The following is an 18,738-nucleotide window of genomic DNA, read 5'->3' as shown; positions in this document are numbered from 1 at the left end:
ACCTAGCCCGGTTCCCTGACCCTCAACCCCACAGGTGAACCATGGACCCCCGTCCCGATTGCGACCCCGACACCACCCACCCCGTCATCCTCTGGAACGACCTCCACGCCGAGGATCCGTGCGCGCCGCAGACTCAATTCGTCCCTGACAGGCAGATTGCCTTTCTCGAGGCGCTGGCGACCACCGGCTCGGTGCGCCAGGCGGCGCGGCGGGCGCGGGTCTCGCACCAGACCTGCTATCGCGCGCGGCGCAATTCCGCTGCCTTCGGGCGGGCGTGGGATGCGGCGCTCGTCATCGCGCGCGGGCGGGCCGAGGCGGAGCTGGCCGACTGCGCGCTCAACGGACGGCGCGAGGAGGTTTGGTATCACGGCGAAATGGTCGGCTACCGCACCCGCCACTCCGACCGCCTGCTGCTGGCCCATCTCGGGCGGCTCGACCGGATGCGCACCGATGAGCGGATCGAGCGCCTCGCGGAGGGGTTCGACGATATGCTCGGCCGCATGCGCGCCGCGGCGCTGGAGGCGGTGCCGGTGGAGGGGGTGATCGACGTGTCGCTTGAGAGTGAAGGCGACCCGGCACCCACATCCGTTCGCACTGAGCCGGTGTCGCTGGGCGACAGCTGCGCTTCCGAAGTGCAGGCACCCAGATCTCACCAAGCCACCCTGGTTGGGGCTGCGCCCCCTCTGCGAGTCCGACAGGCTCAGCATGAACGGAGTGAGGGGGACGAACGGGGTTCTGGAGACGCGCAGGGAGACGATACTTTTTTCGCCCCTGGACAGTGGTCCAAGCGGTCCATGTCTGAGGGAGAAGGAGAAGGGGAGGACGCGCAACACTGCGAACCTGTCGAGCCGCCCGCACCCTGCGCAACCTGCGGCGGCGCGTGCAACGGGCCGGTTGCCGCGCTCACCCAGGACGACTGCATGTGGTTCGGCCACCGGCTCGACCGCATGCTCGCCGCGCTGCCCGAGGGGGTGGAGCGCTATCCCCACGGCGTGGGACGGCACGAGACCGGCATAGACGAGGTTCGCATCGACGCTTTCGAATGCGGCCTCGACGAATGGTGGCTCGTCACCACCGAAGAAGAGCTCGAGGCGCGCATGATGGGGGACACGGCGATGCCGGAAACGGCCGCCGACGGGGCTCGCGAGGAGACTTCGCGGGAGGATGGTGAAGACCGCGCTCCCGACAATGCTTAAATGCCGGTAAGTAATGACGTTTTCGTCCAATGCGGCGCGCACAGAGTGTGGCAATGCCTGCGCATTCGGGTCGGAGGAAAGTCAATGCCAGGTCGAACGCTGCCGTGTCCGGTGTGCAATACCGCAATCACCGTCGATACCGCGGCCCTGCTGCGCGGCGAGAAGTGCGCCTGTGCCAATTGCCAGACCGCGATCGCGCTGGAGCCGGGGCCGGGCGCGCATGACACTGTGGCCAAGTTCGAACAGGCCAAGCAGGCTATCCGCCGCGACGGGGTGGTCTGACACGCTCCGGACACGCCAAGCGGCGTCGCGCGAACGGCGCGTTGCGCCGCAAGGGCGACCGCCCGCCCGCAGCGACGCGACCTTCAGGTCGTATGAGCGAGGATTTCGCACACCGGATGGTGTGCGGGTCCAAAAAGATGTTTCCGCGACTCGGCGGGTCCCGATACAGTCTCTGCTGCGCTTCCCGCCGTCCCGAACGCTGGGCGGTCCCGCGGGGCTCCGGCGGGATGCGCGGAGGACTGGTCCCATGAGTGCGCGTTTCCGTACCGCTGCCGCTGCCTGCGCGGCGTTTGGCCTTGCTGCCGCTCCCGCCATGTCGGGCGCGGCGGCGCAGGAGGTCGAACCTTCCAACAAGGCCTTCGTTTTCGCCTCGCTCGACGGCGAGCAGGTGCCCGGCGGCGGCTCGGACGAGGGCTTCGCCGATTTCAGCGCCGAGATCGACCTGCTGACGGGCGAGCTGTGCTATTCCTTCAGCGCCGGCGGAGTCGAAATGACCGCAGCGCACATCCACAAGGGCAAGCCGGGCGAAAGCGGCGAGCCGGTGATGACGCTCTCGCTGACCGACGAGCGCGAGCAGACTTGCGAGACAGTGCAGCTGTCGCTGGCCAAGGCGATCGGCGGGAAGCCGGGCAATTACTACGTCAATCTGCACACGGCGGAGTTCCCCGGCGGCGCGATCCGCGGGCAGCTGGAGGAGTAGGGCGAAAGGAGGCCACCTGCCGGTCGCGGGTAGGGCCGCAGCACGTGGGGTTTAGTCGAGGATCTCGATCTCGACCCGGCCGTGACCGCGGCTGATGATGCCGAGATCACCGGCGGCCTTGCGCGACAGGTCGATGGTACGCCCGCGGACGAAAGGCCCGCGATCGTTGATCCGGACGACAACCGAGCGACCGTTGCTCGCATTGGTGACCCGGACCTTCGTCCCGAACGGCAGGGTCTTGTGAGCGGCGGTCATGCCGTTCATGTCGAACCGCTCGCCATTGGCGGTCCGGCGACCGTGAAACTTGCGCCCATAATAGGAGGCGACGCCCATGCCGAGGGAGCGAGCGGCAGGCTCCTCCTCGACCTCGACAGGCGGATCGAACGCGGCGATATCGACGACGTTGCCAGTCGCTTCCGGCAAATCGGGAAGGTCGTCGAAACGCTCGAAGCTGCGTTCGAACTCGGCGTCCGAGATCCCGTCGGACAACACCGCGGGCGTCGACGCCTGCGCGGGCAGGGCCAGCGTCAGGGCGAATGCGGCGGCCGAAAAGCCGCGCCAGATCGTCTTGGAACCCCGTCCGAACATGGGTGGCGAAATAAAGGTCTCCGAGTTAAGAAACCAGACAGGGTTCCACTTTTGGGCGCTCGGATCGCTCGCTTCACCCCGGGGCGAGGCGAAATCGGGATGAATTGCGCTGTCCTACACACCTAGTAGGCTACTAAATCGCCCCTGAAGGGGAAACGCTTGCGCCTTTCTGACCCGGCGAAAATCATCGCGACTGCGATTCGATCATGCAAGGACCGAGTTTTCGGTCGACAACGGCAGCGTTAGGGTCGCCCGAAATGTCAAATATGTCTCTCGCGCAAAGCAAATGGGGCCGGCATTGCTGCCGACCCCACTCTCACCGGCGCGTGGTCTTCCGTCCGGTCCACATCCGAAGATGCTTTCCTTTCGGGAGCGCTTGGCGCCCGGTGTCTTTCCGCGTGCCCGAAGGCCCGCGTTCTGTCACCGGCGCTCGCGCCGGCATCCGGTTCTTCCGAAGAATACTCCTGCTTCCTGTGGCCGAAGCCTCATTCCGCAGACATCGAACTCCTTCGGTTTCCCCGAGACCGGTCAATCCTTGGATGGTCGATCTCTCCAGTTCCGTCCGGCCGAAGCCAAACTTTCCCTTCGATCCCGACCGGATTTTCCGGTCGTGGTTGCGAACTTACGTGGCCTGGTCATCGAGTAGTCTTGCGTCCGGCCGAAGCCTTCTTCAATCAACTCTCGCAGGCCGCGTGGACAGTCGCTCCCACATCGATCTGTTCCAAAAGTCTCAAGTCTTTCAGTCCGTTAGGATGAGAAACTCGAAGTCTTCTTCCCGTTTCGATGATTTGAGACTGCGCTTCGAATCGGTTTTGCGCAAGCAAGCGGCCTTCGACTTTTCCACTTCCAAGCGAATCCGCTGTGGAGGGCAGTGGATAACTCAACGGATCGTCGATTCAGTGCAAATATTGCGCGCTTCTGAAGCGCTAAAGCGCATGTGTTACGCCGCAGCAAGGCTGGTGATTAACGTAACGACTCACCGATCGCGCTTGCCGAGGAGCTTGAGTCGCAAGGCATTCAAGCGGATAAATCCTTCTGCATCGCTCTGGTCATACGCACCGGCGTCATCCTCGAATGTCACATGCGCTTCCGAATAGAGCGAATTGGGCGACTTGCGACCGACGACGTCGGCATTGCCCTTGTAGAGCTTGAGCCGCACGGTCCCGCTGACTTTGTCCTGGCTCAGGTCGATTGCGGCTTGCAGCATCTCGCGTTCGGGGCTGAACCAGAAGCCGTTGTAGATGAGCTCGGCATATTTGGGCATCAGTTCATCCTTGAGATGCGCCGCGCCGCGGTCGAGCGTGATCTGCTCGATCCCGCGATGGGCGCGCGCATAGATCTCGCCGCCCGGCGTTTCGTACATGCCGCGCGATTTCATGCCGACAAAGCGGTTCTCAACCAGATCGAGTCGCCCGATGCCATGCTTGCGGCCCAGCTCGTTGAGCGCTGTCAGCAGGTTTGCGGGCGACATCGCCTCGCCATTGAGGGCGATGCCATCGCCGCGCTCGAAGTCGATGGTGATAAATTCCGGCTCGTCCGGCGCATCCTCGGGATTGACCGTCCGCGAATAGACGTAGTCGGGTGTCTCTTCCCATGGATCTTCCAGCACTTTGCCTTCGGAGGAAGTGTGCAGGAGATTGGCATCGGTGGAAAAGGGGCTTTCGCCACGCTTGTCCTTCGGCACCTGGATCTGGTGCTTTTCGGCCCAGGCGATCAGCGCAGTGCGACTGGTCAGGTCCCATTCGCGCCACGGAGCGATGACTTTGATGTCGGGGTCGAGCGCATAGGCGCTGAGCTCGAACCGGACCTGGTCATTACCTTTACCGGTTGCGCCATGGGCGATGGCATCGGCCCCGGTCTCTTGCGCAATCTCGACCAGCCGCTTGGAGATAAGCGGGCGGGCGATCGAAGTACCGAGCAGATAGTCGCCTTCATACCGCGCATTGGCGCGCATCATCGGGAAGACGTAATCGCGAACGAATTCTTCTCGCAGGTCTTCAATGAAAATGTGCTTATCCGGGATGCCCATCGCTTGAGCCTTCGCGCGGGCAGGCTCGAGTTCTTCTCCCTGTCCAAGATCGGCAGTGAAGGTGACCACTTCCAGCCCGCGCTCGACTTCGAGCCATTTGGCAATGACGGAAGTATCGAGGCCGCCGGAATAGGCGAGGACGACACGCTTGATATCTGGCATTTCGTTTGCGCTCCTGCGTTCGGCGCGCGGGTTACACACGGGGGCGGGGCGGGGCAATCAAGTTTGGATTGGGAAGCCACAACCGGGCGGCACGTTCAGGCCAGCAGTTGCCTTTCCCCTTCCGCCATGTAGTCGCGCGTGATCGGCAATGCATGGCGGTCGCGGACGTATTGGATCTGGTAGTTGCACATGCCGCCACTTTCGAAGGCCGCGGTCGCACCGGCGAGGTAAAAGGTCCACATGCGGAAGAAGCGCTCGTCATACATGGCGACGATGGCGTCCTTGTCGGCCATGCAGCGGTCGTACCAAGCGCGCAGGGTGGGTGCGTAGTGCAAGCGCAGCGTCTCGATATCGCTCGCAATCAGGCGGAACTTCTCGCTCGCCGCGAGGGTTTCGCTCAGCGCCGGTATATAGCCGCCGGGGAAGATGTACTTGCTGGTAAAAGCGTCCGTCGACCCCGGCCCGCCCATGCGGCCGATAGTGTGGACGAGGAATACCCCATTCTGCTTCATCAGGTTTCCGCAGCAGCGGAAATAGGTCTCGAACTGCGGGCGCCCGACAGCCTCGAACATGGCGATGGAGACAACGCGGTCGAACTTCCCTCCGCTTTCCGCGAAGGCGCGGTAGTCGATCAGCTTGATGTCGACCTTGTCCGCAACGCCGGCAGCTTCCGCCCTTTCGACGGCAAGCTTCGCCTGCTCTTCGGACAGGGTGATCCCGGTGACATGGACGTCGAACTTGCGCGCGAGATAGATCGCCAGGCCACCCCAGCCGCAGCCGATCTCGACCACGCGCATACCGGGCTTCAGGTCCAGCTTGGCGGCAATGTGCGCCAGCTTGCGCTCCTGCGCTTCGTCGAGCGACATCGAGCGGTCTTCGGGATAGCCGGGCCAATAGGCGCAGCTGTATTGCCAGTGCTCTTTATCAAGGAACAGCGCGTACAGATCATTGCCGATGTCGTAGTGGTGGGCGATGTTGCGTTTGGCGCTGGCGGGTCGATTGAAAGACCTGGCGAGGAACGACAGGCGATTCCTGACCCGTTTCAAGACTGATGGCGCCTGCAGCCGTTGTCCTGACTCCCATGGCGTGTTGGCACGGATCAGCTGGATCATCTCCATGATCCCACCGCCTTTCTCGACTATCAGCCGACCATCCATGAAGCATTCGCCTGCGCCAAGTCGCGGATCGAGCAGAATGTCGCGTGCCGTCTTGCGGTCGGCGAAGCGCACGGTGACATCGGGGTATCCTTCCGTTGGCGTGCCGAAGGTCTCGCTGTCACCCTTGTGACCGATCACCTCGAGCGTGCCGCGGGTGATCTTGCTTCCCAGCACCTTTTTGAGAAGTCGCTCGCTCATGCAGTGCCTCCCTTCATCGCATGATTTCGCTTGTGACGCACTTGGGGTATGGCCGCATTCATGGCGGAAGCAAAGACGCAGATCACCGATGTCGACCCGGTGGATTTCATCGCGGAGGTCGAACCTGCAAGGAAGCGCGAAGAGGCGCGAGAGCTCCACGCGCTGTTCCACAAGATTACTGGCGAAGCGCCCGCGATGTGGGGCCCGTCCATCATCGGCTATGGCTCCTACCGCACGACCTATGCCAGCGGGCGCGAGGTGCATTGGATGCGGACGGGTTTCAGTCCGAGGAAAGCCAAGCATTCGCTTTACCTTATGGGCGGCTATTGCGACGAGATCGCGGCCAAGCGCCGCGAGGAGCTTCTTGGCAAGCTGGGCAAATACAAGACCGGCAAGAGCTGCCTTTACATCAATAAGCTTGCCGATGTGGACATGGATGTCCTGGAGCAGTTGATTGCGGCGGATTGGGAAGCGATGCACCGTATCTACCCGGAGGACTGAATGCGTATCTGGCCTCTCATTGCCGGTATTGCCGGGCTTGCCGCCGCTGCGGTGCAGATGCTGCGAGGGCAGGACGGCCTGCCGCGCATGGCAGGCCAGCTGGCCCATCCTGCCCAGGGAGCGATGATCGAGATCGTCTGGCATTCGCTGACGGGCCTCATGTTCGTCCTCGCGGCCGGACTGCTCGTGTCTGCGGGGGCCGGGAAGCCTGCCGGGCGCATCATCGGATGGCTCGGGGCCGCTGGCTTCGGCTGGATCACGGCGGTGCATTTCGCCAAGGCGCATGCCGCTCTGGGCGATCCCTTTGCTTTCTACCCGGTGTGGTTCTCAGGCGTAGCTGCTGTCCTTTCGGCGGTCGCCGCCATGCGGCGCTAGATTCCCGCGTACCACTGGTATCCCGCGCGGTCCTCCCAATAGCCACCACCGCCGCCACCGATATCGTCGAGACTGGCGACCGCTTCGATCGCTGTCAGGTACTTCGGATGCTTGTAGCCCAGTTGCCGCTCGACCCGCATCCGCAGCGGCGCACCGTTGCGCACCTCCAGCGGCTCGCCGTTGAGCAGATGGGCGACGATGGTCTGCGGATGATAGGCATCGACCATGTCGACGCTTTCGTAATAATCGCCGCCGGAGAGCGTATCGGCGCAGCGAAAGACGATATACCGCGCTTTGTCCTGCACGCCCGCTGCATCGAGCAGCGTCGATAGCTGCGGTCCCATCCATTCGCCGATCGCGCTCCAGCCTTCGACGCAGTCGTGGCGCGTGATCTGGGTCCGCTGGGGCAGGGCACGCAGATTGTCGAGCGTGAACGTCATGGGCGTATCGACCAGCCCGCGTACTTCCAGCCGCCAGTCGGCGAAATTGTTGGCGAGCGATGCTTGATACGCATCGCTGCCGGGATTGGTAGTGCCATTGCCGCGGAAGAAGGGCGAGACATCGTCACTGTCATACTCCTTCGCTAGCGCGGTGCGGCTCGAAAGCAGCCGGTGCGCGCCTTCATGCCATTTCTCAGCCATGTCGAAGAGCGATTGGCCCGCATTGGACTCGGCCACCCGCTGGCACCCTGCGGCCATCAGCCCCAGCATCCCGGCGAGAACGCCGCGGCGCTTCACATCGGCATTGATCACGAACTTGCTCATGGTTCCACTCCCGTAATCATACCCCTGAGCTGCTTGAGCGGCTTGTGGACGACCACCAGAGCCACGTGCAGCACGAAGAAACCGGCGATCAGGAAGGCGAAGATGAAATGCAGGCTGCGCGCGCTCTGGCGGCCGCCGACGAGGTCGGAGAACCAGCCGAAGAACGGCTCCGCGCCCGGGCTGATCGCCATGCCGGTGAAGACCATCATCGGCAGGAATACCCCCAGCACGATGCCGTAGGAGAGCTTCTGCAGGAAGTTGTACTTCTTTCCTCCCTCGGCATCGAACTTGAGCTTGGCGTGCTGTTTGATGTCCTCCCAGATCGCCGCCGGTTTCCACTCCCTGCGCGTCGTCGTGAGATCGCGCTTGAAGTGGCGGTTCACCAGCATCGCAACCCACATGAACAGCAGGATCACCGCAAACGGCCACGCCACCAGAATATGCCAGTCGCGTGCCTCTGCGAGGCTGTAGTAATCGGGTATGGTGATCCAGCCCGGGAACCGCGGCAGTTCGAGCCAGGCGTGTTCGGGCGCGAAGCCCCATTCGCCCCAGTAAAGCCGCGGGTGCGCGTTCGAGATGTTGAGCCCGCTCATGAACAGGATCACGACGCAGACCAGGTTGGTCCAGTGCCAGATCCGTGTCGAAATCGCGTGTTTCTTCGGCGGTTTACTCATCGTGCAGACCCCTCCCTGGCAAGGTAGATTACGTCGCGCGGCTGGTCGAGCAGGTGCTGGCCGCTATCGATGTAGAGCGTCTCGCCGCTGGCGAGCCAACCCTGGCTCAGAAACAGCGCCGCTTCGGCCAGTTCGCTTGCACCGGTTCTGCGCTCGAGCAGGTTGAGAAGGTGGCTGCGCTCGGTCTCTTTCTCGCTCTGGTCGTGACTGGCGAGGATGGCGCCCGGCGCGAGGCCGTAGATACGGTCGCGCGGATCGGCATGCGCCTTTGCCATCATGGCGATTGCGCCTGCGACGGCATGCTTGCTCATCGTGTAACTGAAGAAGTCCGGGTTGGTGTTCTCCAGCTTCATGTCGGTGACCTGGATCACGCGTCGCCCGCCCTCCGCCTTTGCAATGCGGAAGAATGCCTGTGCCATCAAAGCGGGGGAGTGAGCGTTGACCTGCATTGCACGGTTATACGCCGCGCGCTCGATGCCGGTTACAGTGTCGTATTCGAAAACCGAAGCATTGTTGATCAGAACGCGCCAGTCCGGCAGGCGATCGGAGAGCGCCAGGATCAGCGCCTCCGCCTCTTCCGGTTCGGCGAGGTCGCATTCGACGGTCTCGGCGAAAGGCAGCGAAGCGGCAAGCGCTTCGGCTTCGGTTTTGCTGGCACGATAGTGGATCACGACATGCCAGCCCGCATCGCCGAAAGCCCGAGCCATTGCCGCCCCGATTCGCCTTGCGCCTCCCGTGATCAGGACCGCGGGCCGGTTCAAGCTTCGGACCCCGAGCCTGAAGACATGGACCGCATGGACCACTGTCCAGGCGCGAAAAACGCCCCGCTTGCGATCGGGTCGGGCGAATACGCGCTAAAATGGCCGGGAAGGGTGCGACGCCAAGGCATGTCCGCAATGGACCACGTTTAAGGCACGTAGGAAAGGGGGAGCAGCAAAAAGGGCGCGCTCCGGCTGCGGAACGCGCCCTGTATAGAATATGTTTTTGGGTTCGGCCTAGCGGCAGCGCAGCGAACCTTTGTCGATCTCGCGGCCCAGCACACCGCCAACGACACCGCCGAGGATCGTGCCTAGGGTCCGGTCGCCGCGTCCGGCCAATTCGCGCCCCGCGAGCGCACCGACACCGGCACCGATGATCAGTCCGGTCGTCCCGTTATCGCGCTTGCAATAATAGCGACCGTCGTCGCCGCGCCAGACCTGCGAACTGCGGGTGATACGGCGCGGTTCGCGATAGTAGCCGCGGCTGTCGTAGATTTGCGCATCCTTTGCGCGCTTGCCATAAGCCTTGGCGTGGCGCGGCGGATCGGCCTGCGCCGGCACTGCCATGGGTAGCGTCACGCTGGCTGCGGCGAATGCGATGGCAAACTTTTTCATCTGATTGCTCCTTCGAAAGTATCGGGTCATCAACGCGGGTCGTCGCGATGGGGTCCCCAACCTCGGATGAACGACCGATCCATCGCCGGAAGCGTTCGGCGAAATGTGCAGCAGTTCCGGTCAACCGGTTGGCGAAGGCGACGCCCCTTTGCGCTTGTTTTCCCGGAACGAGTCCGGTGCTGAATCCATTGATCTCGCAACGCAGGCAGGGGAAACGCGATGTCGCTCAAGCGCTCGATGGGGCTTTCCAATCTGATATTCTATGGCACCGGTACGATCCTCGGCGCCGGAATATTCGTCGTTATCGGGGAGGTCATGGGCAAGGCAGGCCCCCTGGCACCGCTTGCCTATGCCGCGGCCGGCCTGGTCGCCGTTTTCACTGCATTATCCTTTGCCGAGATCGCGGCTCGCGTTCCCACGGCTGGAGGGGCGATCGATTACGTCGAGAAGGCATTCGGCACGACATGGAAATTGCCGACGACCGCTGGCTGGATGCTGATCGTTGCCAACATCGTTTCCGGAGCGACGATCACGACCGGCTTTGTCAGCTATCTCGACAGCTTCGTAAACGTTCCGGGCTGGATGGCGACGAGCGGGCTGGTCGTCCTGCTGGGCGTGATTTCCATCGCCGGCATGAAGCAAAGCGCTTGGTTCATGACGCTGACGACCGGGGTCGGCATCGTGACCCTGCTTGTCATCCTGTGGCTCACCCGTGACAGTCTGATGGCGTGGCCCGGCGATTTTGCTGCCAGCCTCGGCGAGGAGGGGGGCGGGATCGGCAACGCCGGGGCCCTAAGCGCGATATTCGCCGGCGCTTTCCTCGCCATCTATTCCTTCATCGGTTTCGGCGATGTCGCGCAGACCGCGGAGGAGGTAGAGGATGTGAAAAAGACCTTGCCGCGCGCCATGTGGATCGTGCTCATTATCGTCTTCCTGTTCTACCTCGCCGTGTCTGCGGCATTGGGTGGTCGCGATGATATCGACCGCATCGCCGGTGCCGACGCGCCGCTGGTCTATGCGGCGACCCGGGACAGCGGCTTTCCTGCGCTGCCGCTCGCCATTGCCAGCCTGTTCGTGATCGTCAACGGCGCGCTCACCCAGGTCATCGCCGCCAGCCGGCTGCTGATGGATATGGGCCGCGACGCGCGGTCGGGGACGCCCGAGTGGCTGGGCCGGACGAACGAGACCACCAACACACCGATAATCGCGACGCTGGTGACGCTTGCGGTGGTTCTGGTGCTGGCATTGTTCGTGCCGCTGGGGACCCTGGCGAGCGGTACGAGCCTGGCGATCCTGCTGGTATTCATCACGGTCAATGCGGCGTTGTGGAAGCTCAAGCGGCAGGACCAGCCGGATGATGTGCCGAATATGTGGATGATAGTGCCAATTCTGGGGACCGTGTTCTGCACCCTCACGGTGATCGGCCAGATCGTGCTGTGGACCACCGGTATCGGGAGCGGTTGACGGCGCTTCAGCGGCGGAGGCGCTTTTCAATGTCGTGGACCAGGCGGTCGGAAACCCGCCCCAGTCCTGCCAGTTCCTCCAGCTCCGCATCGGGGGCGCGGGCGCTGGAATAGGTCGCCAGAAACGCACGGGCGATGCTCCAGCGCGTATGCCCGCGTTCGATCCGCTGCAGGCGAACGCCGACCTCGGTGTCGCCCGGTTCCAGCACGCGGTAGAACCAGCCCGATCGCGCCGCGGCCACCAGCGCCTTGACGATGCCCTTGGCTTCGAGATGCTGCTCGATCGTCGCGCACGGCTGGCGCGGTTGGGTCACTTCGATCACTGCCGTGCCGAGCCGGAAGCGGTCACCGATGCACAGATCATGCTCGCTTATTCCATCGGTCGAGATGTTCTCGCCCATGCTGCCCGGCCCCTCCAGCCGGGGCAGGGCGCCGAAATGATGGCGCAGCCAGGCATAGGTCTCATGCGGGAAGTGATGCAGCGCCATGGCGGGATAGCCGTGATGCTTGCGATCGATCTGCTCGTCGCTGTCGATACCACGCTCGCCGATCGCGACCGGGCCCTGCAAGGGCAGCTTGCGGATACCGCTGGACTTGCCGCTGCGCAGCGACGCTCCGGTACCGGAACACAAGGCGGTGACGGCAATCTCCATCAGGCACCCCTGCCATACGCGTAAAGCTCGTCAAGCAAATCGACTGCATCGACATAAATGGTTTTCTCCTGCGAAGTGCTGCATCTATAGGCACTTAGGTGCGGATTGCCGGGCGTGGGAGTTTGCGAATCGGTATCATCAGTGCCCGTCCTCCAATGTGCTTGCCTCGGGAGTGCGTCGCTTGAATTCCTTTCCCTCCATCTGCGCCGTAGCGCTGATTTTCGCTGCTGCCCTGTCGCCCGTGTCGCTCGTCGCGCAGGAAGCGCCGCCAATCGAGGTGCGCGGCGAAGACGGACTCGACCGGTTGCTCCAATCGATTTTCACCGGCCCGAATGCGGCGATGCGGCCCCAAGTGCGCAGCGCTTTGCTGCAGACCGACCAGGCGAAAAAACTGACGGCACTCGAGACTGTGCTTGCGGACCTGCGCAAACCTTCGGGCGCATATGCCTTTGTCGCGGGCGAACGGGCGCGCACCCTTGCCGGCGTCGGTCGCGACGACGAAGCGCGCGCCGAATTCGAACACTTGATCGAGACCTATCCGCAAACCCTTCCGCTGCGCATGCTGGCCATCGATGCGCTCTCTTTCGGGTCCGAAGCCGTCGCGGCGGCTCGTTTGTGGATGGAACTGGCGGCGACCGAGCCGCAGGCGGCGCGGCTGCTCGATGGTTATACGCTCGATGCCGTCAGCGGCAATCTGGAGGCGATCGGTCGGCTCGACACGCAAGCGGCGCTGTTCCTTGCGCTCGAACGCATCGGCTACGATCCGGGATCGGCCGCGCGCGCCTCCGGCATGAACTACGCCATCTTCACCAACGCGGCGGAGGATCCCGAACGCGAGGACGTTGCCCGCGCGGCGCTGGCCAAGGTAGCCGACCCGTCGGCGCTGCAATCGATCCGGGCGGATGCGCAATATAGCGCGTTCTGGCCCGCCATCGACATGTCGCCCGAGACCTTGACCGAACGCGTGGCGGATTACGTCGGCCAGATCGGTAGGGACGCGGCGACAACGCGCGATGGCGCAACTGGCGGCGTATTCCTGCGCCAGGCGGTGGCCTACGGCGATCCGCAGGCCGTTCTGGCGCGCTATGGCAACGAGCTCGAGCGGGCCTTTGCAGCCAGTGCCGACGCCGGGAATGCACCGTTGGGTTTTGCCTTTTGGGTGTCGCCGATTGCCAAGGCGCATCTCGTCAATGGTCAGGCAAACAAGGCGGATGCGCTCTACCGGCAGGCGATCCGGGCATTTTCCGGCATGGACAGCACGATCAAGCTGAATGCCTCGGCCAACTATGCGCAGTTCCTGCTCGAAAGCGGGCGTCTGCAGGAAGCGCTCGAGACGATCGAACCGGCGATTGCCGAACTGGACGAGCGCGAGATGGCGCTTAATGCGCGGGCGCAGATGCTGGCAGTCAAGGTGCGGGCGCTGCACCTGCTCGGGCGCTTGAGCGACGAGGAGCCGGCACTGAAGGCGTTCGAGACTTTGGCGCGCGACCTGCCAGCGCTCTACGCCCAGACCATGATGCAGATCGGCCGCTTCGACGCCGCGCAGCGGGCGATCGCCACGAACTTGCGCGGGTCGAATTATCGGCTCGCGCTTGGCTACCTGCAACCGAGTTTCGCCGCGCATCTGAGCCCGAGCGAACGGCGCGACGAGGGGCTGAAGGGCCAGTTGCGCTATGATCCTGTGATCGTGCGCCTGCTCAAGGAGAAGGGCCGGATCGAGACCTACGAGCCGGTGCGGATCGAGCTTGAGCAATGGCCCGATATCACGCCGCCGAGCGAGGTATTTGCAGAACCTGTCAACGCCGCAGAGTGAGCGCCATCCAGTCGCGCTGGGTGCCGTCGGCGGCTTCGCCGGGATAAATATCGGTCGCTTCAATGGCGAAGCCCGCAGCGCGATAGGCGGTTTCCAGCCATTCGGGCGAGGGGAAGTTGTGCAGGCGACCAAGCAGGTCACGGCCCTCCCCATCGCCAAGTTTGAAATTGGCGAAGTGCCAGCCGCCGGGCCGCAGAGCGCGGTGGATTGCCGCGAGGATGCCGGGCAGGTCGGCGCGGGCGACGTGCAGCAGGCAGGCATGGGCCCATACGGCATCGTATTCGGCCTCGGCATCGAGCTGGTCGAAGCGCATGACCCGGGCGCCGACATTCCAGCGCTCGTTCGCCTTGCGCGCCATGGCCGCGACCCCGTCGGTCGCATCGAGATCGAAACCGCGCTCGATGATATGCCTCGAGTCGCGCCCGCCGCCGCAGCCCAGCTCGAGAATGTGCGCGCTCGACCTTAAGCGGTCGAGGAAGGCATCGAGATGGCGACTGGGCGCTTGCCCGAAGCTCAATGTGTAATGCGGCGCCCGCTCTTGGTAAAATGCAATCGTGGCGGGATCGGCGGGCATATCCTCAGTCTTTGAGATATGTCGCGAAGAACTCGAGCGTCGCGGGCCAGACGATCCTTTGCGCGGACAACTCTTCGTCATTCGAATATGGGTTGGGCGTACCGTCTCCGCTCAGGCTGTGGCCTGCATCGGTGAATATCAGCGATACGGTCGGCAGACCCGCGGCGGCCCGGCGCTCGGCGACGATCTGTGCCATTTCGCCCGAATTCCAGACCAGGTCGGCATCGCCGCCCGCAACCAAGACCGGTTCATCGATCCGCTCGACCGGGATGCGCGCGGCAACGGCCCGATCAGGGTTTGCGTTGCGACCCCTGTCATGCGGCAGCCGCAGTCGCGCGCGTCCATTTGGGCCCGTTGGATTGGCGAACTCCTCTGCCATGCCTTCATAGGGCACGAAGGGAAGTGGTTCGCCCTGCCAACTGAAGGAACTGACTGTGCCAGACTCGCGGCCCGGACCCCAGCCTTCCCACACGACATCGCTCGGAACGATCGCTGCGATGGCGGCAAAACCATCCAGATAGGAACCGGCCAGCAGCGCGAATTCGCCGCCCTTGGAAACACCCCAGATTCCGATGTCGTCTGCGCGCACTTCGTCGCGTTCTGCGAGCCAAGCGCGCGCCATTTCTGCTTTCTCGATAGCAATGCCATCGAAAGCGTCTGACAGTGCGGGAAATTGCTGCTCGCGATCGCCCCATGCAGGCGAATAGTATGGCAGGCCAAAGATTGCATAACCTTGGGCGAGGAAGCGTGGCGCCATGCGGCGCGCCGTACTGTCACCTCCTTCGCTGCCGCCCAGCAGGATGATCGCGGGGAAGGGGCCGGTGCCCTCCGGCACCGCGAAGAAAGCTCCCGGCATGTCTTGGCCGACGATGATCTCGGTCGGCGCGACAGGCTCGGCAGAAGCAGGGATGGGCGCAACTATTGCGAGCGCGATGGCAGCGGTCAGGTGTCGAATTTTCATGGCAACGTCTCCCCACGTCATTGTTTGGATAAGGGAGATACGCAACCGATCAAGCTTGGGATGCAGCGGCCTCCGCTTCGGCTGCCGCTTCTCGATCACGCTCGGCGCGGCTCTTTTTCTGGGCGGCGGTCTTGAGCTGCCCGCAGGCCGCGTCGATATCGCGCCCGCGCGGCGTGCGGACCGGGGCGCTGATGCCGCCTTCGAAGACGATATTGCTGAAAGCCCTGATTCGCTCCGGCGTCGAGCATTCATAGGCCGCGCCGGGCCAGGGGTTGAAGGGGATCAGGTTCACCTTTGCCGGCAGATTGTACTGCTTGAGCAGCCGCACCAGTTCGCGCGCATGCTCGTCGGTGTCGTTTTTGTCCTTGAGCATGACATATTCGAAGGTGATGCGGCGGGCATTCGACGCGCCGGGATAGTCGGCGCAGGCCTGCAGCAATTCCTCGATGCCGTATTTCTTGTTGATCGGTACGATCTCGTCGCGGATGTCCTTGGTGACGGCGTGCAGCGAGACGGCGAGGTTTACGCCGATCTCCTCGCCGCAGCGCTCCATCATGGGAACGACGCCGCTGGTCGAAAGCGTAATGCGGCGCTTCGACAAAGCGAGCCCTTCACCGTCCATGACCAGCTTGAGCGCGTCGCGAACATTGTCGAAATTGTACAGCGGCTCGCCCATGCCCATCATCACGATATTGGTGAGCAGGCGGCCGTCGGCTGAATAGTGACCGGTGTCCTCGACATCGTCGAGCCCGTCCATCCGGCCTTTGGGCCATTCGCCGAGCGCATCGCGCGCGAGCATGACCTGGCCGACGATCTCGCCCGGCGTCAGGTTGCGCACCAGCCGCATCGTGCCGGTGTGGCAGAAGCGACAATTGAGCGTGCAGCCGACCTGGCTCGAAACGCACAGTGTTCCGCGATCGGCATCGGGGATGAACACCATCTCGAAATCGTGGCCGTCGTCGGTCTGCAGCAGCCACTTGCGTGTGCCGTCGGTCGAATGCTGCGCCTCGACCACATTGGGCCGCCCGACGATAAAGCGCTCGGCCAGCCATGGGCGCATGGTCTTGGCGATATCGGTCATCGCTTCGAAATCGGTCACGCCGCGATGATAGAGCCAGTGATAGACCTGCTTGCTGCGAAGCTTGGCCTGCTTGGCGTCGAGTCCGGCCTCCGCGAACAATTCCTGTATGCGCGCCTTGGGCAGGCCCATCAGGTCGACACGACCATCGGCGCGCGGTGTGATGTCACGCGGCGCGGGAACGGGATCCACCTGTCCGGGGATCGGCATGAGAGACGTATCGGCCATGGGAGGCGCGCATATAGGCGCGGCCAGCCGGTAAATCCAGATGATCCGGTGGCGCGGGGGACGCGCGCCCCGCGCGCCAAGTCTCGAAGTGGCCGACGGTTCCGGATTTTCGTCGCCCGCAGGATGCATCTCGGCGCAACAATGTTACTCAGAAGCAACATATTCTTGTTGTTTCAGGTTCATGAAACTTCGCCCTCCATTTGCTCATTGAAGGGGTCCACGCGGCAAGAATCGCGTTGTGAAAATGGAGTAGTACAATGAACAAGGCAGTCGCACTCATTCTCGCAGGAACCGCAATGGCCACCGCCTCCCCGGCGCTGGCGCAGACGGTCCAAAATGATTCCCCCTTCACCGGTGCACGCGTGCAGGCGGTGACGGGCTACGACAATATCAAGGCCGGCAGCAGCGTTGACGACGACGGTAACCCCAACAACGACCAGTCCGCCGAAGGCGTGATCTACGGTGCAGCGGTCGGCTACGACGTCGATCTCGGCCCGGTCGTGATCGGCCCCGAAGCCGAATTCGCATGGTCCACCGCCGATACCGATTTCGACAATGGCGATTTCGAAGGCTTCGGCTTCGGCAACGTCTCGGCCGACCGCGATCTCTATCTCGGTGCGCGCGTCGGTGCCAAAATCGGCGACCAGGCGCTGGCCTACGTCAAAGGCGGTTATACCAATGCCAAGCTCAATATCCGCTCGAACGACGGCACGACCAAATTCGACACCGATTACGATCTCGACGGATACCGTGTCGGCGGCGGCTTGGAGTACGCCATCAACCGGAACATGTTCGTGAATGCCGAATACCGCTATTCGAACTATTCGCGGGCGGAAGTCGATTTCGATGGCACGCTGCCCGATAGCGATCGCTTCGACGTCGACCTTGACCGTCACCAGGTCAGCGTCGGATTGGGTGTGCGGTTCTAACGTATAGCTTGCATACCGCAGTACACGCGAACGGTCGGGGCGATCCCGGCCGTTCGTATATGCGGCCAGTGCATCTTACCGCTGTGCGCAGCCCACAGTGGCGGCGTCGAGTGCGGTCGCTGCGCCGTCGAGGTCGTAGCTGTTGGAAAACCGCCTGCCGTTGGTTCCCGTCGCACCCACCACCATCCGCGCGCCCGAGCGCATTGCGGCGACGATGGCGGCGTCCATCGCCTGGTCCTTCGCCCAGGCGTCGCCGCCGCCGCCGGTCAGGGTGAAGCGACGGTCGTTGATAGTCAGGGTGATGGGCCGATCCCCGTCGATTTCGCGTGACATGCGGAAATGCACTTGGCCGCGAATATTGCGGCGGGGCCAGGTGCCGACGCTCGCGAAGGGCTCGTAATCGCGGCGCAGGCGGCTCGCCGCAGGCTTGGCGATGGCATAGCAGCGCGGCACCTGCGGATCGCGAAATGCACCCCATTCGCCGAACACGCCGAGCGAATCCTTGGCTGCGACAGGTTCGGCGAAGGCGAGCAGGGCGACAAAGGGCAACAGCTTATGCATAGGCGATCGCCATCACTTCCCATTCTCTCTCGCCCGAAGGAAGGTGCACGGTGCGAAGATCCCCGACACGCGCACCCCTGAGTGCGCGGGCGAGCGGGCTCGACCAGCCGATCTTTCCGGCGCTGGCATCCTGCTCGTCGTCGCCGACCAGCGTGACGGTTTTCCGGGCATCGTCTTCGTCCGCCAGCGTCAGCGTGGCACCGAAGAAGGCGCGGTCCTTGTCGGGCTGTTCGGAGGGCTCGATTACGCGGGCATGCTTCATGCGCCGCGCGAGATGGGCAAGCTCGCGGTCGATCTCGCGCATTCTTTTACGACCATAGATATAGTCGCCATTCTCGCTGCGATCGCCATTGCCCGCCGCCCAGCTGACGATCTCGACAATCTCGGGCCGCTCGGTGCCGAGCAAACGGTCGTAGCGTGCCTTCAGCGCAGCATAGCCGCCGGGCGTGATGGGATGGCTCGGCTGCGACATGAGTAGT

At 63.3% G+C, this 18,738-nt stretch carries 21 protein-coding genes; 8 read left to right on the top strand and 13 right to left on the bottom strand.

What is annotated here, in order from left to right:
• Positions 1–41 precede the first annotated feature (41 nt).
• From EL2594_RS14905 to EL2594_RS15490, 3 genes are all read left to right on the top strand, one after another.
• A complete protein-coding gene (locus EL2594_RS14905) occupies positions 42–1,196 on the top strand; it encodes a hypothetical protein (RefSeq protein ID WP_011414500.1) in 1,155 nt (384 codons plus the stop codon).
• A gap of 84 nt (positions 1,197–1,280) precedes the next feature.
• Complete coding sequence (locus EL2594_RS15495; RefSeq protein ID WP_196793185.1) at positions 1,281–1,478, top strand: hypothetical protein; 198 nt, start codon at positions 1,281–1,283, stop codon at positions 1,476–1,478.
• Positions 1,479–1,725: 247 nt separating this feature from the next.
• Positions 1,726–2,178 (top strand): CHRD domain-containing protein, encoded by a 453-nt coding sequence (locus tag EL2594_RS15490; protein WP_011414498.1) that lies wholly within the window; start codon positions 1,726–1,728, stop codon positions 2,176–2,178.
• 51 nt (positions 2,179–2,229) lie between these two features.
• Here EL2594_RS15490 and EL2594_RS07780 read toward each other — a convergent pair whose 3' ends face one another.
• The 3 genes from EL2594_RS07780 to EL2594_RS07770 all read right to left on the bottom strand — a co-directional run bounded on the left by EL2594_RS07780 (position 2,230) and on the right by EL2594_RS07770 (position 6,312).
• Positions 2,230–2,766: a septal ring lytic transglycosylase RlpA family protein gene (locus EL2594_RS07780; RefSeq protein WP_011414497.1), complete on the bottom strand. Its 537-nt coding sequence runs from the start codon at positions 2,764–2,766 to the stop codon at positions 2,230–2,232.
• A 976-nt stretch (positions 2,767–3,742) separates the two neighbouring features.
• Positions 3,743–4,957 carry an argininosuccinate synthase gene (locus EL2594_RS07775; RefSeq protein ID WP_011414496.1) on the bottom strand — a complete coding sequence of 405 codons (1,215 nt, stop codon included), beginning with the start codon at positions 4,955–4,957 and terminating at the stop codon, positions 3,743–3,745.
• Between the two features lie 95 nt (positions 4,958–5,052).
• Positions 5,053–6,312 carry an SAM-dependent methyltransferase gene (locus EL2594_RS07770; protein ID WP_011414495.1) on the bottom strand — a complete coding sequence of 420 codons (1,260 nt, stop codon included), beginning with the start codon at positions 6,310–6,312 and terminating at the stop codon, positions 5,053–5,055.
• A gap of 60 nt (positions 6,313–6,372) precedes the next feature.
• Here EL2594_RS07770 and EL2594_RS07765 point away from each other — a divergent pair, with 60 nt between their 5' ends.
• Entirely contained in the window at positions 6,373–6,813 is a 441-nt protein-coding gene (locus tag EL2594_RS07765) for a DUF1801 domain-containing protein (protein WP_041685837.1), read from the top strand.
• A complete protein-coding gene (locus tag EL2594_RS07760; protein ID WP_011414493.1) occupies positions 6,814–7,188 on the top strand; it encodes a hypothetical protein in 375 nt (124 codons plus the stop codon).
• Here the strand turns inward: EL2594_RS07760 and EL2594_RS07755 are convergent.
• The 4 genes from EL2594_RS07755 to EL2594_RS07740 form a co-directional block, all read right to left on the bottom strand.
• Positions 7,185–7,952 (bottom strand): molybdopterin-dependent oxidoreductase, encoded by a 768-nt coding sequence (locus EL2594_RS07755; protein WP_011414492.1) that lies wholly within the window; start codon positions 7,950–7,952, stop codon positions 7,185–7,187. The genes EL2594_RS07760 and EL2594_RS07755 overlap by 4 nt on opposite strands.
• The gene (locus tag EL2594_RS07750) at positions 7,949–8,626 is read right to left on the bottom strand and encodes a cytochrome b/b6 domain-containing protein (protein ID WP_011414491.1); all 678 of its coding nucleotides are present in this window, start codon (positions 8,624–8,626) and stop codon (positions 7,949–7,951) included. The genes EL2594_RS07755 and EL2594_RS07750 overlap by 4 nt, the downstream gene beginning before the upstream one ends.
• Positions 8,623–9,387, bottom strand: a complete 765-nt coding sequence (locus EL2594_RS07745; protein WP_041685833.1) for an SDR family oxidoreductase — start codon at positions 9,385–9,387, stop codon at positions 8,623–8,625. The genes EL2594_RS07750 and EL2594_RS07745 overlap by 4 nt, the downstream gene beginning before the upstream one ends.
• Before the next feature lie 234 nt (positions 9,388–9,621).
• A complete protein-coding gene (locus EL2594_RS07740) occupies positions 9,622–9,999 on the bottom strand; it encodes a glycine zipper 2TM domain-containing protein (RefSeq protein WP_011414489.1) in 378 nt (125 codons plus the stop codon).
• Between the two features lie 219 nt (positions 10,000–10,218).
• Here EL2594_RS07740 and EL2594_RS07735 point away from each other — a divergent pair, with 219 nt between their 5' ends.
• On the top strand, positions 10,219–11,463 hold the full coding sequence (locus EL2594_RS07735) for an APC family permease (protein ID WP_011414488.1): 1,245 nt from the start codon (positions 10,219–10,221) through the stop codon (positions 11,461–11,463).
• 7 nt (positions 11,464–11,470) lie between these two features.
• Here the strand turns inward: EL2594_RS07735 and EL2594_RS07730 are convergent, their stop codons facing one another.
• A complete protein-coding gene (locus EL2594_RS07730; protein WP_011414487.1) occupies positions 11,471–12,115 on the bottom strand; it encodes an MOSC domain-containing protein in 645 nt (214 codons plus the stop codon).
• A 181-nt stretch (positions 12,116–12,296) separates the two neighbouring features.
• Between EL2594_RS07730 and EL2594_RS07725 the strand changes: the two genes are divergently transcribed.
• Positions 12,297–13,928, top strand: coding sequence for a hypothetical protein (locus EL2594_RS07725; RefSeq protein ID WP_011414486.1), 1,632 nt, complete (start codon positions 12,297–12,299; stop codon positions 13,926–13,928).
• Here the strand turns inward: EL2594_RS07725 and EL2594_RS07720 are convergent.
• Genes EL2594_RS07720 through rlmN form a run of 3 tightly spaced genes read right to left on the bottom strand, consistent with a single transcriptional unit; the run spans position 13,912 to position 16,769 of the window.
• Entirely contained in the window at positions 13,912–14,502 is a 591-nt protein-coding gene (locus tag EL2594_RS07720; protein WP_011414485.1) for a class I SAM-dependent methyltransferase, read from the bottom strand. The two genes, EL2594_RS07725 and EL2594_RS07720, sit on opposite strands and share 17 nt — an antisense overlap.
• 4 nt (positions 14,503–14,506) lie before the next feature.
• Entirely contained in the window at positions 14,507–15,463 is a 957-nt protein-coding gene (locus EL2594_RS07715) for an acyl-CoA thioester hydrolase/BAAT C-terminal domain-containing protein (RefSeq protein WP_011414484.1), read from the bottom strand.
• 49 nt (positions 15,464–15,512) lie between these two features.
• Positions 15,513–16,769, bottom strand: a complete 1,257-nt coding sequence (rlmN, locus tag EL2594_RS07710; RefSeq protein ID WP_011414483.1) for a 23S rRNA (adenine(2503)-C(2))-methyltransferase RlmN — start codon at positions 16,767–16,769, stop codon at positions 15,513–15,515.
• Positions 16,770–17,026: 257 nt separating this feature from the next.
• Between rlmN and EL2594_RS07705 the strand changes: the two genes are divergently transcribed.
• Positions 17,027–17,698 carry an outer membrane protein gene (locus EL2594_RS07705; RefSeq protein ID WP_011414482.1) on the top strand — a complete coding sequence of 224 codons (672 nt, stop codon included), beginning with the start codon at positions 17,027–17,029 and terminating at the stop codon, positions 17,696–17,698.
• A 75-nt stretch (positions 17,699–17,773) separates the two neighbouring features.
• Here EL2594_RS07705 and EL2594_RS07700 read toward each other — a convergent pair whose 3' ends face one another.
• Together EL2594_RS07700 and EL2594_RS07695 are read right to left on the bottom strand one after the other, a co-directional pair.
• A complete protein-coding gene (locus tag EL2594_RS07700; protein ID WP_011414481.1) occupies positions 17,774–18,259 on the bottom strand; it encodes an invasion associated locus B family protein in 486 nt (161 codons plus the stop codon).
• Entirely contained in the window at positions 18,252–18,731 is a 480-nt protein-coding gene (locus EL2594_RS07695; RefSeq protein WP_011414480.1) for a GreA/GreB family elongation factor, read from the bottom strand. The genes EL2594_RS07700 and EL2594_RS07695 overlap by 8 nt, the downstream gene beginning before the upstream one ends.
• Positions 18,732–18,738 lie beyond the last annotated feature (7 nt).

The sequence above is a fragment of the Erythrobacter litoralis HTCC2594 genome (genome assembly GCF_000013005.1).
GTDB lineage: Bacteria > Pseudomonadota > Alphaproteobacteria > Sphingomonadales > Sphingomonadaceae > Parerythrobacter > Parerythrobacter litoralis_A.
The sequence above is the reverse complement of the archived record's forward strand: the minus strand, read 5'-3'. Positions and strand labels throughout refer to the sequence as shown.